The organism is Streptomyces sp. NPDC002088, from assembly GCF_040296605.1.
In the GTDB taxonomy this organism is placed as follows: domain Bacteria; phylum Actinomycetota; class Actinomycetes; order Streptomycetales; family Streptomycetaceae; genus Streptomyces.
This window is the reverse complement of sequence record NZ_JBEOXO010000015.1, coordinates 1-15,871: the sequence shown is the minus strand read 5'-3', so window position 1 is coordinate 15,871 and position 15,871 is coordinate 1. Positions and strand designations below refer to the sequence as shown.

8 protein-coding genes and 4 pseudogenes are annotated in these 15,871 nt (G+C 68.1%); 9 read left to right on the top strand and 3 right to left on the bottom strand.

All coding sequences use genetic code 11. The annotated features are described in order from the left end of the window. Nucleotides 1-302: 302 nt before the first annotated feature. The 8 genes and pseudogenes from ABT114_RS28525 to ABT114_RS28490 all read left to right on the top strand — a co-directional run bounded on the left by ABT114_RS28525 (nucleotide 303) and on the right by ABT114_RS28490 (nucleotide 10,807). The gene (locus tag ABT114_RS28525; protein ID WP_351145748.1) at nucleotides 303-1,490 is read left to right on the top strand and encodes an ROK family protein; all 1,188 of its coding nucleotides are present in this window, start codon (nucleotides 303-305) and stop codon (nucleotides 1,488-1,490) included. Nucleotides 1,491-1,641: 151 nt separating this feature from the next. Next, a pseudogene (locus ABT114_RS28520) lies at nucleotides 1,642-1,755 on the top strand (carbohydrate ABC transporter permease); the annotation flags it as partial. Nucleotides 1,756-1,905: 150 nt separating this feature from the next. After that, nucleotides 1,906-3,765 (top strand): alpha-galactosidase D, encoded by a 1,860-nt coding sequence (locus tag ABT114_RS28515; protein ID WP_351145747.1) that lies wholly within the window; start codon nucleotides 1,906-1,908, stop codon nucleotides 3,763-3,765. A 246-nt stretch (nucleotides 3,766-4,011) separates the two neighbouring features. After that, complete coding sequence (locus ABT114_RS28510) at nucleotides 4,012-6,438, top strand: glycosyl hydrolase family 95 catalytic domain-containing protein (protein ID WP_351145746.1); 2,427 nt, start codon at nucleotides 4,012-4,014, stop codon at nucleotides 6,436-6,438. Nucleotides 6,439-6,768: 330 nt separating this feature from the next. Further along, nucleotides 6,769-7,446, top strand: coding sequence for a hypothetical protein (locus tag ABT114_RS28505; protein ID WP_351145745.1), 678 nt, complete (start codon nucleotides 6,769-6,771; stop codon nucleotides 7,444-7,446). Nucleotides 7,447-8,526: 1,080 nt separating this feature from the next. Beyond that, on the top strand, nucleotides 8,527-9,990 hold the full coding sequence (locus ABT114_RS28500) for an NHL repeat-containing protein (protein ID WP_351145744.1): 1,464 nt from the start codon (nucleotides 8,527-8,529) through the stop codon (nucleotides 9,988-9,990). Nucleotides 9,991-10,150: 160 nt separating this feature from the next. Then, a complete protein-coding gene (locus tag ABT114_RS28495) occupies nucleotides 10,151-10,393 on the top strand; it encodes a hypothetical protein (protein WP_351145743.1) in 243 nt (80 codons plus the stop codon). Between the two features lie 171 nt (nucleotides 10,394-10,564). After that, nucleotides 10,565-10,807: an integrase core domain-containing protein gene (locus ABT114_RS28490; protein ID WP_351145742.1), complete on the top strand. Its 243-nt coding sequence runs from the start codon at nucleotides 10,565-10,567 to the stop codon at nucleotides 10,805-10,807. A gap of 198 nt (nucleotides 10,808-11,005) precedes the next feature. Here ABT114_RS28490 and ABT114_RS28485 read toward each other — a convergent pair whose 3' ends face one another. Both ABT114_RS28485 and ABT114_RS28480 read right to left on the bottom strand, forming a co-directional pair. After that, the gene (locus ABT114_RS28485; RefSeq protein ID WP_351145741.1) at nucleotides 11,006-12,079 is read right to left on the bottom strand and encodes a response regulator; all 1,074 of its coding nucleotides are present in this window, start codon (nucleotides 12,077-12,079) and stop codon (nucleotides 11,006-11,008) included. An 876-nt stretch (nucleotides 12,080-12,955) separates the two neighbouring features. Continuing rightward, nucleotides 12,956-13,493: pseudogene (locus ABT114_RS28480) on the bottom strand (RNA-guided endonuclease InsQ/TnpB family protein); the annotation flags it as partial. A 759-nt stretch (nucleotides 13,494-14,252) separates the two neighbouring features. Between ABT114_RS28480 and ABT114_RS28475 the strand changes: the two are divergent. After that, a pseudogene (locus tag ABT114_RS28475) lies at nucleotides 14,253-15,788 on the top strand (pectate lyase family protein); the annotation flags it as partial. Here the strand turns inward: ABT114_RS28475 and ABT114_RS50640 are convergent. Further along, nucleotides 15,789-15,871 (bottom strand): annotated as a pseudogene (locus ABT114_RS50640) (pyruvate kinase); the annotation flags it as partial. It lies immediately after the preceding pseudogene.

Sequence of the window (15,871 nt, the reverse complement as noted above, 5' to 3'; positions counted from 1 at the left end):
GCCGAGGTCCCCAGGCGAGGTGGCAGGGCGCTCCCGTGTCCTCGATCCACATCGCGTACGACGTGTGCGCAGTGGAGAGCAGCCAGACGCCGGAGGTGGAGTCGAAGGAGAGGGCAGACATGGGTCCTCACGTTCGGAGAATGCCGCGCAGGAGCTGTACGCAGCCAACCCTCCCTTCGATCTCGCGTCAACACCCGCCTTGAGTCTCTGATTTACAGGTCCGCTGTGGTCAACTCATGCTCTTATAAAAGACCGGGCCTTCTTCATTGACAGCGAAAAATAACCTCCCTAAGTTTCCGGCCATGCGCTCGACCCCCTCCCACGAGGCGGCCCCGGCGATGACGCCGGCCGCTTCCCTGGTCTTCACCACCCTGCTCTCCCACGGTCCGCTCACCCGGGCCGAGGTGGGACGGCGGACCAGGCTCTCCCCGGCCGCCGTCACCAAGGCGGTCCGTCCGCTGATGGAACTCGGCTATCTGGTCGAGGGCGTGGACGAAGAGGCGCGGCCGGCAGTGGGACGTCCGGCCAGCCTGGTCTGGGTGGACGGGGGCAGGGCGCTGTTCATCGGAATCAAGGTGACCGGCGACGAGATCATCGCCGTACTGGCCGACCTGTGCTGCCGTATCCGGATCTCCCGGCACGTACCCCTCACGGGCCGCGAGCCGGAGGCGGTGCTCCCCGCCATCGCCGCTCTGGTACAGGAGTTGTTCACGGAGGCCGACGGATTCGGTGTGCGGGTGCGGGGGCTGGGTATCGCGATCTCGGGGGACGTGGACCGCGCGGACGGTGTGGTCCGCTACTCGCCCTTCCTGGAGTGGCGGAACGTACCGCTCGCCGAGCTCGCCGGGACCACGACCGGGCTGCCGGTCACGGTCGACAACGACGTGCGGGCGCTCACGGTCGCCGAGCACTGGTTCGGGGCCGGAGTCGGACTCTCGGACTTCGCCCTGGTGACCGTGGGCGCCGGCATCGGCTGCGGCCTGGTGGTACACGGGCAGGTGGTGTCCGGCGCGCACGGTGTGGCCGGCGAGATCGGGCATCTGTCCCTCGACCCGTTCGGCCCGCTCTGCCACTGTGGCAACAGGGGCTGCGTGGAGGCGATCGCAGCGGACCCCGCGATACTCCGCGCAGTGCGCGCGGCAACGGGCAAGCAGGTGAGCGACGCAGCCGAGGCGCTGGACCTGGCCCACGGCGCAGCCCCCGGTGTCCGTGCGGTCTACGCACGGGCTGGTGAAGCAATCGGCAAGGCCATCGGGTCCCTGGTGAACATCTTCGGTCCCGAGCGGGTGATCATCTCGGGTGAGGGCCTGGCCGCCTACGACCTCTTCGCCGAGGGCGTCCAGGACGCGTTCGCCGCGTCCGCCTTCGGTACGGCTTCGCAGTGTGACGTGATCACACGTCCCCTGCCCTTCGAGGAGTGGGCGCGCGGGGCCGCGGCCACCGCGATCCAGTCCTTCATGGCGTCAGACACGTACGAGGAGTCGCGATGACGCTGCAGAGCCGCAGCCCATAGACCGCCACAGGAGCCGGCCGCCGAACGGTGCTCCAGCTGCTGTTCGGTATCGGCGCCGCTTCCCCGGCAGTGCCCGCTCTCCCCGCCCGCAACGCAGGGAGCGGTCCGACCGGAAGACCGTGCCCCATCCCCACCTCATCGCGGCAGGTGCTCTCATGACCGCGATTCCCATGCTCCTGGTGCACTTCACGCTGCAGCGACAATTCATCAGCGCGCTCACCATCAGCTCGGGCAACGGCTGAGCCGCCGACCCGACGCCGTGGCGGCCGGACACCGGACCGCTTCGCCCCGGCGTCCTGCCCGGTACCCAGCCGTCCCCTGCCCGGAGCAACGCCCGGCCCCCGCCGGGTGCCACCGCACGACCCCGCACACCCCAGCACAGGAGGCGACCCATGCGGTCATCCCCGTACAGAGCCCGGCGCGGAGCCCTCCCCGGCTTCCCGCGCCGCACCGTCAGAGCGACGCTGGTCCTGGCCGTCACGGCCGGACTCGCCACAGCGGTCCCGGCCACCGCCGCCCAAGCCGCCACGTCCAGCTCCACGAGCACGACCGCCACCTCGGCGGACGCCACCTCCGGCCTGGCGGCCAAGCCGTACATGGGCTGGTCCAGCTGGAGTATGCAGTCCTCCCAGTACCCGGGCCTGAACCCGGACGGCAACTACAGCTACCTCACCGAGGCGAACATCCTGAAGCAGACGGACGCCCTCGCCTCGAAGTTGAAGAAGTACGGCTACGACCATGTCAACATCGACGCCGGCTGGTGGATGGACCGCAACTGGACGTCCGAGTTCGACCAGTACGGCCGGCAGACGCCCGACCCGGTCCGATTTCCCCACGGCATGAAGTCGGTCGCCGACCACATCCACTCCAAGGGCCTCAAGGCCGGCATCTACCTGCCCGTCGGCCTGGAGAAGGGGGCCTACGGCGGCGGCAAGGTTTCGATCTGGAACGCTCCCGGCTGTACCACCGCGGACATCGTCTACCCGGACCTGCGCACCACCAACGGCTGGGACAGCGCGTACAAGCTGAACTTCGACAACCCCTGCGCGCAGAAGTACATCGACTCGCAGGCGCAGACGTTCGCTGACTGGGGCTACGACTTCCTGAAGTTGGACGGGGTGGGTCCGGGCTCGTTCAAGTCCGGTGACAACTACAACAACGTCGCGGACGTCGCCGCCTGGCAGAAAGCCATCGCCGCCACCGGGCGCCCGATCCACCTCGAGCTGTCCTGGTCGCTCGACATCGGTCACGCCGCCGACTGGAAGAAATACTCCAACGGCTGGCGCATCGAAACCGACGTCGAATGCTACTGCGACACGCTGGTCACCTGGGAGAACTCGGTCAACGACCGGTGGAACGACGCCCCCGCGTGGAGCCACAAGGCGGGCCCGGGCGGCTGGAACGACCTCGACTCGCTCGACGTCGGCAACGGGGCGATGGACGGCCTCACCAAGGCCGAGCGGCAGAGCTACATGACCCTGTGGGCCATCAACAAGTCGCCTCTGTACACCGGTGACGACCTCACCCAGTTGGACAGCTACGGACTCTCCCTGCTGACCAACGAGGAAGTCATCGCCGTCGACCAGAACACCTCGCCCGTCGCACGCCCCGTCACCCCGATGGGCGACGAGCAGGTCTGGGGGACCAAGAACTCCGACGGCAGCTACACGGTCGCCCTGTTCAACCTCGGTGACTCTCCGGCCTCCGTCACCGCCGACTGGGCCTCCTTCGGCTTCACCGGCGCGGCCGCCGTACGCGATCTGTGGAACCACCGGAACCTCGGCACGTACAAGAACGAGATCACCGCGGCGCTGCCCGCACACGGATCCCGGCTGTTCACCGTCAAGCCCGACGGCGCTCCGCTGGCGACCACCGGTTACGAGGCCGAGTCCGCGAACAACACCCTGACCGGAAACGCCTCCGTCGCCACATGCGACGCCTGCTCCGGCGGCAAGAAGGCCGGCAACCTCTACCTCGACAGCAAGCTGCAGTTCAACGACGTCAAGGTGAAGAAGGACGGGATCTACACCGTCAAGGTTGCCTACGTCAGTGGCGATCCCCGCTCGGTGACGGTCTACTCCAACGACGGCAACGGCACCACGCTGAAGTTCCCCTCCACGGGAGACTGGAGCACGGTCGACACCGTCAGCGTCCAGTTGGCCCTGAAGGCGGGCTCCAACACCATCACCTTCGACAGCGGCTGGGACTACTCACCCGACATCGACAGGATCGACGTACCCAAGTCCGCCTGACCCCTCCTACGGGTCCCGGGGCCGACACGCCCCGGGTCCCGCGCCCGGGACCGCCCCCCGCCCCCTCCACACACACGGTCCCGCAGCGCGCGGGCGTGGCAACGCCCGCCGTACTCACCTCCCGCAGCGCCCGGGCGTGCCCGCGCCCGGCGTACTCGCCCGACGCGAACTTCCGACGACCCGCCCCCGTCATTCCCGCCCCCGCCATTCCCGCATGCGCCGTTCCCCGGACATGGAGTGCACAACGTGGACACCCAGTACACCGAATCGCGCGACAACCACCCGAGCCGCAGGGGATTCCTCGCCCTCGCCGCCACGGCCGGCACGGCCGGCACGGCCGCCGCCCTCGGCGGTCTGCCCGCCTTCACCGCCTCGGCGGCCCCCCTGCGCCCCACCGAGTCGCCCATGCTGTCCGCGGCGGAGGCCGCGAAAAACCAGTTGTGGTGGCAGGCTCCCGGCGACTCCAACTCGATGATCCGGCAGGGCCTGCCGGTCGGGAACGGGCGCCTCGGGGCGCTCGCGAGCAACGACCCCTCCAGCGAACTGCTGACGATCACCGACGCGACCCTGTGGACCGGTGGTCGCAACGACACCCTGCAGAGCGACGGCCAGTTCCCCTACGGCCGCGACGACTTCGGCTCCCTGACCCTGCTGGCCAGGCTCACCGTCGACATCCCCGATCACGACCTGGGCTCCGTCGACAACTACCGTCGCACCCTGGACCTGGCCCAGGGCCTCGTCAGCGCCTCGTACGACCTGTCCGGCGTGACCTACCGGCGGCAAGTCTTCGCCAGCCGCCCCGACGACGTCATCGTCCTGTACTTCTCCCAGCAGGGCGGCGGCACCTACACCGGCACCGTCTCCCTCGCCGGCACTCACGGCGAGTCCATCACGGCCAACAGCGCCGGCCGGTACGCGTCGTTCGGTGCCTCGTTCGCCAACGGCCTGAAGTACGGCGCCGCCGTCACCGCGTACAGCGGCACCGGCAAAGTCGCCGTCAAGGGTACGACGATCTCGTTCAGCGGCTGCAAGGATCTCAGCGTCGTGGTCAGCGGCGGCACCAACTACGCGCCCGACGCGGCCGCCGACTTCCGCGACCTGTCCCTGGACCCGGAGCGCCTGGCACGGACCAAGGTGCTGAACGCGGCCGGCCACTCCACGAGCACGCTGCTGCACACCCATGTCGCCGACTTCCGCCCGGTGTTCGAGCAGCTGGACATCACCCTCGGCACGTCGTCCGCCGCACAGCGCAAGCTGGACACCTGGCAACGGGTGCGGGCCCGCTACCGGGACGACGTTCCCGACCCGGAGCTTGAGTCGGCCTACCTGCAGTTCGGCCGCTACCTGATGATCTCCGGGTCGCGGGGCAGCCTGCCGATGGGCCTGCAGGGCCCGTGGCTCGACGGCAACGACCCGGACTGGATGGGCGACTACCACACCGACATCAACGTCCAGATGAACTACTGGATGGCCGACCGGGCGGGCCTGTCCGACTGCTTCGACGCATTCGCGAACTACTGCCTCGCACAGCTGCCCTCCTGGAGGGACGTCACCCGGCGACTGTTCAACACCTCGACCAACAGGTATCGCAACTCCAGCGAGAAGGTGGCCGGATGGGCCGTGGCCTTCTCCACCAACCCCTACGGCGGCAGCGGCTGGTGGTGGCATCCGGCCGCCAACGCCTGGCTCTGCCAGAGCCTGTTCGAGCACTACGAGTACACCCAGGACCGTGCCTACCTCGCAAGGATCTACCCCCTCATCAAGGGCGCCGTGGAGTTCTGGGAGGCCCGCCTCGTCACCACGACCGTCACCGACGGCTCCGGAGCCTCGCGCGAGGTTCTCGTCGACGACAGCGACTGGTCCCCCGAGCACGGTCCGCAGGACGCCAAGGGCATCACCTACGCCCAGGAACTGGTGTGGAACCTCTTCGGCAACTACCACACCGCGACCCGCGTTCTGGGCAAGGACATCTCCTACAGCGCGACCATCGACGGCCTGCGTGAGCGCCTGTACCTGCCCGTGGTCAGCCCCAAGACCGGCTGGCTGGAGGAGTGGATGTCGCCCGACAACCTCGGCGAGACCACGCACCGGCACCTCTCCCCGCTCATCGGGCTCTTCCCCGGCGACCGGATCCGCCCGGACGACTCCACCCCGAAGGACATCCTCGCCGGCGCGACGGCCCTCCTGACCGCCCGCGGCATGGACAGCTACGGCTGGTCCAACGCCTGGCGCAGCCTGTGCTGGTCACGGCTGAAGAACGCGGAGAATGCCTACCAGCTCGTCGTCAACAACCTCAAGCCGTCGGCGGGCGGTAGCAACGGCACGGCGCCGAACCTCTTCGACATCATGGACACGGGGGAAGGCCGCGGCATCTTCCAGATCGACGCGAACTTCGGCACCCCCGCCGCGATCATCGAGATGCTGGTCTACTCGCGTCCGGGTCACGTCGAGTTGCTGCCTGCCCTGCCCGCCGCGTGGGCGGCATCCGGCTCGGTATCCGGCGTAGGCGTCCGCGGCGGCTTCGTCGCCGACATCGGCTGGAAGAACGGCAAGGTCACCCAGGTGACGCTGAAGAGCGTCGGCGGCCGCGACACGACCGTCGTCGCGGGCAGTGCCTCGCGGAAGATCAGCCTCAAGCCCGGTGAGTCCGTCACGCTGCGCAACCTCGGCTGAGGCCGGTTCGGCACACGTGACCGGACGGCCAGTGCGGCCCGACCGGTCAGTCGATGGATGTCCTCAAATCCCCCCGCCGAGACGGGAATCCATGGTGTCCGCGGCGTGCAGCGCGTCTTTGCCGGGTGCACATGGGGACGATGCCACCCCTAGCGCTCCAGAGCACCTCAGCCAGAGCCGGTGAGCCGAGCCCGCCGCGGACGAAGAGAAGGGTGGAGATCGACGATGTCCCCCGGCAAGGGAAGCGTGGCGGCGGGTCGCCGGCCGCGTCGCAGGTCCTTGCTGACCGTGGTAGGCGCGCTGACCGGCATGGCCCTGACGGTCGTTCCATTGAGCACGGCGAACGTGGCGGGCGCCGTCACGTCTTCGTCGCAGGGCAAGGGCGCCAGGGTCAGTGCGTGGTCGCCCAGCATGACGACCGGCGGCCCGTCCTTCAGCAACCAGACCATCCGGATGGTGGTGCACAGCAGCGTCGCGGGCTCGGGCGCACGCATCACCCTGTCCAACCGGTACAGCACCACCCCGCTCGATGTCAGCGAGGTGGACGTGGCCGTCCAGGCGAGCGGTGGAGAGGCGACGCGCGGCACCACGCGGAACGTCACCTTCGGCACCTCCCGCCACGTCACGATCCCCGCTGGCGAAGAGGCCGTCAGCGACGTCGTCCCGATCTCGGTCAGCGCCGGGGAGAACCTGCTCGTCAGCCTCTACCTCCCCGGCACGACGGGAATGTCGACCTGGCACTCCGCCTGCGACACCACCTGCATAGCCTCCGGCAACCACACCGGTGACGACGGCGCCGCCGCGTTCGGCACCACCACGACCTCGTGGTACTACCTGGCAGGGCTGGACGTCCTGTCGCCGAACGTGAGGGGCACCGTCGTCGCCTTCGGCGACTCCATCACGGTGTCATCGACTTCGACCAGGCCATGCGTGACCCCGCGAACCCGGCCGCCCTCAACCCGGCCTACGACTCAGGCGACCACATCCACTCCAACGACGAGGGCATGAAGGCAATGGCCGACGCGATCGACCTGCGACTCCTGCGCACCTGACGCACGCGGGCAGCGGTCCTTTCAGGAGCGGAGCCCACGCGCCGGAACGGCTCGCGGGCGCCGCCGATCCGTTGCGAGCGCCGCCGCCGACGCGCGACATCGCCGTTCCTGGGCCTCTGCGCGGGCACCTACGACGCAGGAAGGCAGGGTCGAAGTCACCGTGGTCACCCCGCCGTTCTCGCTGATCAGCCGGTCGGAAAGGGCAGCGCGGCCACGACCGCGACTCCGGCGATCGCAAGAAGCCAGTCGGTGGCGCGTCCGGTCATGCCCCGGGCCCCCTTTCCCCGCGGCTCACCCATGACTCAACGGTGTGCTGATCAAAGAGGCGGTTACGCTCCGGTCGCACAACTCCACTGCGACTCTGCGCTGTCGACCGTACAGACGTACTGCTGCGTTGGCGTGAACAGCGTGTGGCAGCGCTCCCCTGACGGCCCGGCCCCTGCCCATCAAGGCCAGAAGCACGAGGGCGAGCAGCGGATGGCGAGCAGCAGGATGTCCGATCGCCCGGCCCTCTCACTGTCGATCACGGACAACCCGCGAGGAGGAGGCGATGAGTTCGGCCGCAACGAGGAACAAATGCTTGACGTGACCACGCATCTCTTGATTGTCTTCCGATATGTATCCGGGAGCATTCCTGACGGCGCGGCGCCATGTCGACTTTGTTCGGCTTTCCGCCAGCCTGTGTAGGCCCTTGGTGGCCCGCGTACGCACGTCATACACCCGGATCTGACGACGCACTCGCAGGTGAGCACATGCGCCTCACCTCCGGCAGGGTCGCCCGAGATTCATGACGCGACCGTTGGCGCCCTCTCCCGGCACATGACGATCGACGCGGCAGCCGACAAATAGGCGGCGCCCCCGGTGTTTCCGCTTTCGCCACGCTGAATTGCAGGGCGGAACCTGTCGGGCATGTGCCCGCTTTTCCATTCTGCCGAACCGTGACACCCGGCCAATCGATTTTCCACCAGCCCGTACTGCTGCCTGCCCATCCGGGCCGACACAACCCGAGGGCTTGTCCCGACCCCAGGAGACCTGTATGCCTTCCGCCGACCCCGGCCGTTCACGGCCGAGACGACTGCTCGTCACGGCCCTCACCGCGGCGGTGATCGCCGCCGCGGCAGCAGCCCCGGCGAGCGCCACCGGCTCGGTGTTCACCCCGGTGCCGCCACACAATCCGTACGCCGGCCCCGACGGCACGGCCACCATGCACGGGGACACCGGTTCGTCGGACACGACGCCTCTGCCCGGGCCGGGGACCGGCACCCTCACCTCGAAGCGGGTGGCACTCGCGTCGGCCTGCCCGACGGTGCTGGTCGGGTCCGACGGCTATCCGGTGGCGCTGTGCACACCCATCTTCGGGCAGGTCCCCACAGTCCATCTGCTGGACCCGGACGACGGCAGCTCGATCACCGAACTCACCCTGACCAAGGGGTCGTTGCTCGGCGGGGTGTACGCCTACATCGATCAGGACGACCGGCTGGTCGTGATCGACGGCAGCAGATCACTGCTGCGGATCGGCCATCACCAGGACGCGAACGGCGACTGGACCCTGACGATCGACAAGAGTCTGTCGCTGACCGCAGCGATACCCGAGGACGACGCCGTGACCGGACTCTCGCCGGACTGGCAGGGACGGGTGTGGTTCGCGACCGGCAACGGGCTGGTGGGCACCGCCGACGACCGCACCGGCACGGTCCGCACCCTGCAACTCCCCGACGGCGAGAAGGTGGCGAACAGTATCTCCACCGCGCCCCAGGGCACCCTCGTCACCACGACCCAGGCGACCTACCTGCTGACCGCCGACGCTGACGGCACCCCACGTATCTCCTGGCGGCAGGCGTACGACCGCGGTTCGACGCGCAAGCCGGGCCAGCTCAGCTGGGGCAGCGGCTCCACACCCACCTTCTTCGGGCCCCGTGACGGGACGGACTACGTGGCCATCGTGGACAACGCGGACACCCAGGTGAAGCTCCAGGTGTACGAGACGTCGACCGGCCGACGGATCTGCTCCACACCGGTGCTGCTGGCCGGTGGGGCGGGCAGCGAGAACTCCCCGATCGGCGCGGGCCGCAGCGTCTTCGTGGCCAGCACCTACGGCTACCCGTACCCGGCGGTGCCGGACGGCGCCGGGGACAGCGTGCCCGCATCCGCTGACTTCACCGGCGGCCTCACCCGGGTGGATGTTCGGGCCGACGGCTCGGGCTGCGATCTCGTGTGGGACAACACACTGCGGTCGGCGGCCGTGCCCAAGCTGTCGCTGGCGGACGGCAAGCTGCACACGGTGCTGCGCGACCCGCTGATCCCGGGCACGTCCGGCACCAGTCTCCTCGACCCGTACCGCTATGCGGAGATCGATCCGGACACCGGAAAGGTCACCCGCAGCTCCCAGGTCGGCATCGGCTCCCTCTACGACACCCTCCAGATGGCCGGCACGGCGGCACCGGGTGGGGTCTACTACCAGGGGACGGTTACGGGTGTCCTGCGGATCACCGCCGGGTGACGCACACCGTCCGGTGATCGACACCGCCGTGTGACGGGCACCGTGAGGATCTCGGGAGGCCCCCGTCGAGGGCGTCCCGAGACCTTCGCCGTCCGTCGTCCGAGCAGGTCCCCGGCGCACACCTCCGCCGTGGGAGGCATGCCCCCGAACGTCCGTCGCGGTGAGCGCCCACCGCGCCACGTTCCTGGAGGAGACCTACGCCGGGAACGTCTCCCGGTGGCACCGCCTCACCCGCGACAACATCGAGGTGGTGCGCTCCCAGCTGACACCTCGCGCGCAGCTGGCGGTCTGGCCGGACCTGCTCACCGACGTCGCCGCGGCCGTGACCTCTCTGCCCGACGAGGGCCTGGTAGAAATGAATCGCCCCGGGTCGAATGGAGGCTCGATTCTCCGAGAGGATTGAGTCATGCCACGTCCCTCCCCCTACCCCGCTGAGCTGCGCAAGCGCGCTGTCCGCATGGTCGCCGAGGTGCGGCTACTTTCTCCCGCCGCATCGTCGGCTGGTCCGCCGCCACGACCAAGCACACCGACCTCGTCCTGGTCGCCCCACAACACACCTCTCTGATCAGGGGTGTTGCAACGACTGGTTGAACCTGCGCAGTACACCTCATCCACGGTCGCCGAACACCTGGACCGCGAGGGCATCGCGGCCTCCATCGGCTCGGTCGGTGACGCGCTCGGCAACGCGCTGATGGATTCGGCGATCGGCCTGTACAAGACCGAGCTGGTCAAACCGCAGCGGCCTTGGAAGTACCTGGCCGAGGTCGAGTTGGCCACCGCCGAGTGGGTCGACTGGTACAACCATCGTCGCGGGTAGGGCGACGGGCGTCCCGGCCCGCCGCCCAGCACGGTCTGCACTGCCTCCCCGCCAACCGCTCTCGCGCCGCTTTCCGCAGTGCCACGCCCCGACACCCACTCAGCTCCAGCGCAGACCAGCATCTCTCGTTCCCCCCTCTCCGTGCGCCTGTCCAGTGGCAGTTCATAGCCGCTTGGGCTCTCCCACCGTCAGGGTTCACTATTGGGTGGACCGCTCCAAATAGATGGAGGTGAACACGGCGACCTTGGCGCGCAGGGCCCAGGGGTCGAAGGGCTTGCTGATGTAGTCAACGGCGCCGGCCGCGTATCCGCGGGCGGAGTGTTCCGAGTCCACGCCCATGGCGGTCAGGAAGATGATGGGGACATCTCGGGTGCGGGGGCGGCGCTTGATATGGGCGCAGGTCTCGTAGCCGTCCATCTCTGGCATCTGCACGTCCATGATGATGACCGCGAAGTCGTCGTGGTCGAGGAGCGCTTTGAGTGCTTCCCGCCCGGAGGTCACGGTGACGAGCTCTTGATCGAGCGTCGCGAGAACCGCGGTCATCGCGAGTAGGTTGTCTGGTTGGTCATCGACGATCAGGATCTTGGGCATGCCGTGTGGTGCGGCTGACAGCGGAGGCGTGGGCTTCTCAACGGCCTCCAACTGGCGTTCGAGCAGATTGCAGCGGTCCTCTGCTGCGGCACGCTGAGCTCGCGCCTGTCTGAGGTCCTCTCCGAGCCGCTCCACTTCCAGCTGTAGCGCGTTGCGCTCCTGGAGGAGGCCGGAGATGTCGGGGTTGGCTGCGGCGAGCGCGTCCGCTCGTCTCTGCTCTGCGCTCCGATCGGCCTCCAACTGGTTGAGCCGCGTCTCCAGATCGGCAATGCGTTGCGTCCGGTCCAAGAGCGCGTCTCCCAGGACGTCGCCGCGGACGCTAGATCGCCTGGAGGCTCGGTCGGCGTCGGCCAGCTGCTGTTCCAGGAGTTCCATCGCATGTTTGGGAGAGGACGCGGCGTCCACGGCCGATCCGTACAGCTCCCGTACGAACTCGATGGCCTCGGTGGTAACTGCGGTTCCGCGGTGTTCGGCGAGATCCGCGAAGAGATCGGTGATCACCTGCCATGGAGGTAAGCGAGTGCCGTTCAAGTAACGCGAGAACGTTCCGGGGTCACGCTGGCGCCGCGCCGCATACCGGCGGACGGATACCTGCATGCCTTCGAACAGCTCTCGAAGGGCCATGGCAAGGGCACGGGAGGCGTCGTTGAGGTCGTCCCCCAGAGGCCGCAGCTCACCCATTGCTCTCCCCCTCTACAGCGCTGGCGCCAGCGGGACCCTGCGGCTGGACTCCGGTGTCCTCAGTGTCGATGACGCGGTTGAAGAATGGCACCGCCAGCCCCACGGCGGCGAGGCCCGCAAGCAGACTGCGCGGTGTTCCTTCCCCCGCAAGTGCCGTCAGCCCACCCGCGGCCGTGCCTGCGAGCAGTGCGAGCAGAAACACGAGAGTCGATCTCATCGACAGTAAGGGCCGGTCCACCAAGGTCTCCATTCGTCTGCCTCGTCCCAGGAAGGCGGGACTTCTCGCCCATCCGGCGGATTGCCGAAGGGGAATTACAGAATGGATGAACCCGGAGCCGTTGCGATCCATGTCGGGGGAACAGAAGCAACAACGGCTTTCGTTGCGCCCGTCCGCCCGCCCGTTCGTGGGCGATTCTGGCTGGTCAATGCTCCCTGGTCCGGATCGTTGCCAGGGCGTTGCTCTGCAACACTGCCATTCTCCGGCAACGCTGCACCAGGCACCCCGCGTGACCTCGGCCCAGTTTGCGGCCCTCCACAGTGTCGAACATCGGTCGTTGCACGGCGGCACCCCGACGTCGATGCGCCGGGCCAGACCCCTGCTTCCGGTGTTCAACAAGGGTGTTCAGCGCCGAGGCGGGGCAACAATGCCGCAGTCCAGTCGGGCTCCGCACCGAAATCACCGAAGAGTGATCAAAACCGGGTTTTGGGTCCGGCCGGGGTGGCCGTCCGGTAGGACGGTGGTGTGACGCGCGCGCAACTGACAGACGAGGAGTGGGAGTTCCTCCAGCCGTTTCTTCCGATCGGCAGATTCGGCCCTTGACTTGCTCCTCGGGCTGAAGCCCGAGGATTCTGGCCTTCCGGTCCGGTGCTGTGCCGCTACGCGGCACGGGCTCCGGTTCGGATTCCATGACTTCCTGCTTCACCGCGCGGTGCCAGAACATGTTCCGGTCTTACCTGCACTCCACAGGCTGTCACCGCCAGTCCGGCGGCCTTGATGTTCTTCGCGGCGTTGTGGTCCCGGTCGTGGACCGTCCCGCACGTGCAGGGGCTTGGGCCCGTCCTTGGTCCCGCAAGCGGAGCACACCTGGCTGGTGGGCTCGAACCGGCCGACCTTGACAAACGTCCGGCCGTAACGTGCCGCTTTGTATCCGAGCATGGCCACGAACGCGGACCAGCCCGCGTCGTGCACACTCTTGCCCAGCCTGGTACGCGCCAGCGCCTTGACCGCCAGGTCCTCCACCACGACCGCTTGATTTTCACGGATCAGCCTGGTGGAGAGCTGGTGGTGGAACTCGCGGGGCGCGTCAGCCACTTTGGCGTGCGCGCGGGCCACCTTCAACCGGGCCTTCTGGCGGTTCTTCGATCCCTTCTGTTTGCGGGACAGCTCCCGCTGGGCCTTCTTCAGCTTCTTCTCCTCTTATCATGCGCTCCGGCCGTCTCCGGTGTCCCGCCGCCTTCTTGACGGCGGGACACCAGAGATGTTGTTCATCTACATGAACATCGGGACGGGATTTCACGGCGCGAGGGAAGGCACGATCTCCCACGGCATCGTTGTGATCTTGCAGCGCGACCCAAGGTGATGAGGCCGCGACAAGAATCAGCTAGCCGATCGGTGTTCACATCCTTGTCAGCGCGACTGCGATCGCCCTATCCTCACGTAGAGAAAGCGCTTTCCCGGTGCACGCGGACCGTGCCGGAGAAAGCGGCCCGCGGTATCAGCCGTGGAGCAGCCCACAAGCCGCAACCGATCCGGCGCGGGGCTGACCGCCGGCTGACCGCACCGAGGTGCCGACGCGCCAGGAGTCCGGGATGCACTCCGGGTCGCGAACGCATCGCGCCGCCCGTCGCCGTGGCCACGGTGACCGGCACCCGCACCAGGGGTCGGCCGGGAGGCCTTCCGCCCCACTCTCCCGGTCGTCGCACCTTCGGCGGCGTCCACACCTCCGCCGCCGCGGCATGCGCACACCCCGGGTCCTGCACCCGACCGCGCCACCCGCATGACGGACGCACCACCGTTCCCTCTCGCCCCCTGGCACCCGCACCGGGCCGGCAGTGGCCCACTTCCGTCGTGCACATGACATGCACATGGCAGATTCGTATTTCGACGACCCGTCGACCCGGGCACGGACGTGCGCGGCAGTCCTGACACGCGATGACGAAAGACGAGGCGAGGATGAGAAAGCCAGTCGCACTGCGACTCTCCGCAGCACTCGGCACGCTGGCCCTGGCGGCGGCGACAGGCGTGGTCCTGTCGATGCCCACCGCGTCGGCGGCGACCTCCGACGCGACCGGGTTCGCCACCCAGAACGGCGGCACCACCGGCGGCGCCGGCGGGACGACGGTCAAGGCCACCACGGGCACCCAAGTCCATGAGGCGCTGTGCAGCCGGGCCAGCAGCAGTACCCCGATCATCATCCAGGTCGAGGGGACCATAACCGTCGGCAACACCGCGAAGGTGTCGGGCGACAGTTGCAACACCGCCGCCGGTGTGATCGAGCTGAAGGAGATCAGCAACGTCACCCTCGTCGGTGTCGGCAGTGGGGCCGTGTTCGACCAGATCGGCATCCACATCCGCGAGTCCAGCAACATCATCGTCCAGAACGTAACCGTCCAGAACGTGAAGAAGTCGGGCTCGCCCACCTCCAACGGCGGTGACGCCATCGGCATGGAGAGCAACGTACACAACGTCTGGGTCGACCACGCCACGCTGATCGCCTCGGGTGGTGAGTCGGAGGGCTTCGACGCCCTGTTCGACATGAAGAACAACACCCAATACGTGACCCTGTCCTACAGCATCCTGCGCAACTCCGGCCGCGGCGGCCTCGTCGGCTCCAGCGACAGCGACCTCGCCAACGGGCCGGTCACCTTCCACCACAACCTGTACGAGAACATCGACTCCCGTACGCCCCTGCTGCGCGGCGCCACCGCCCACATTTACGACAACTACTACGTCAGCCTGAACGAGTCGGGCATCAACCCCCGGGCCGGCGGCAAGGCCAAGGTCGACAACAACTACTTCAAGGACTCCAAGGACGTCCTCGGCACCTTCTACACCGACCTGCCCGGCTACTGGCAGGTCAGCGGGAACATCTTCGACAACGTGACCTGGTCGGAGCCGGGCGAGGACAACAACCCCGCCGGTCCGAACCCGACGTCGAACACGACCGTCAGCATCCCCTACTCCTACAGCCTCGACGCCGCGTCCTGCGTGCCGTCGATCGTGACCGCGACGGCGGGCGCCAACAACGGCCTGAAGGTGTCGGACGGCAACTGCACGGCGACGACACCCACCGCGACCGCCACCTCGACTCCCACGCCGACCGCCACCGCCACGCCGACAGCCACCGCGACGTCGACGCCCACCGGGACCAACCTGAGCATCGGCGCCGACTCCGACGGTTCCAGCAAGGCAGCCGGCACCAGCTACGGCAACGTCCGCGACGGCGACATGAGCACCTCCTGGTCGCCGACCGGCTCGACCGGCTCCATCTCGATCAAATGGGGCTCGGCGACCACCATCTCCAAGATCAACATCCGGGAGGCCTCCGACGCCACCGGCAACATCGGCTCCTGGCGGGTACTCAACGCCGACACCGGGGTCGTACTGACCTCGGGCAGCGGAGCGGGTGCCATCTCCTTCGCGTCCACCTCGCTGAAGAAGGTCACCTTCGAGATCACGAGCTCGAGCGCCACCCCGAAGGTGGCCGAGCGCGCCCACCGACGACTCCGCCGACAGCATGACCGCGTCCGCGCCGTCCAGGATCGCGTTGGCGACGTCGGAGGCCTCGGCGC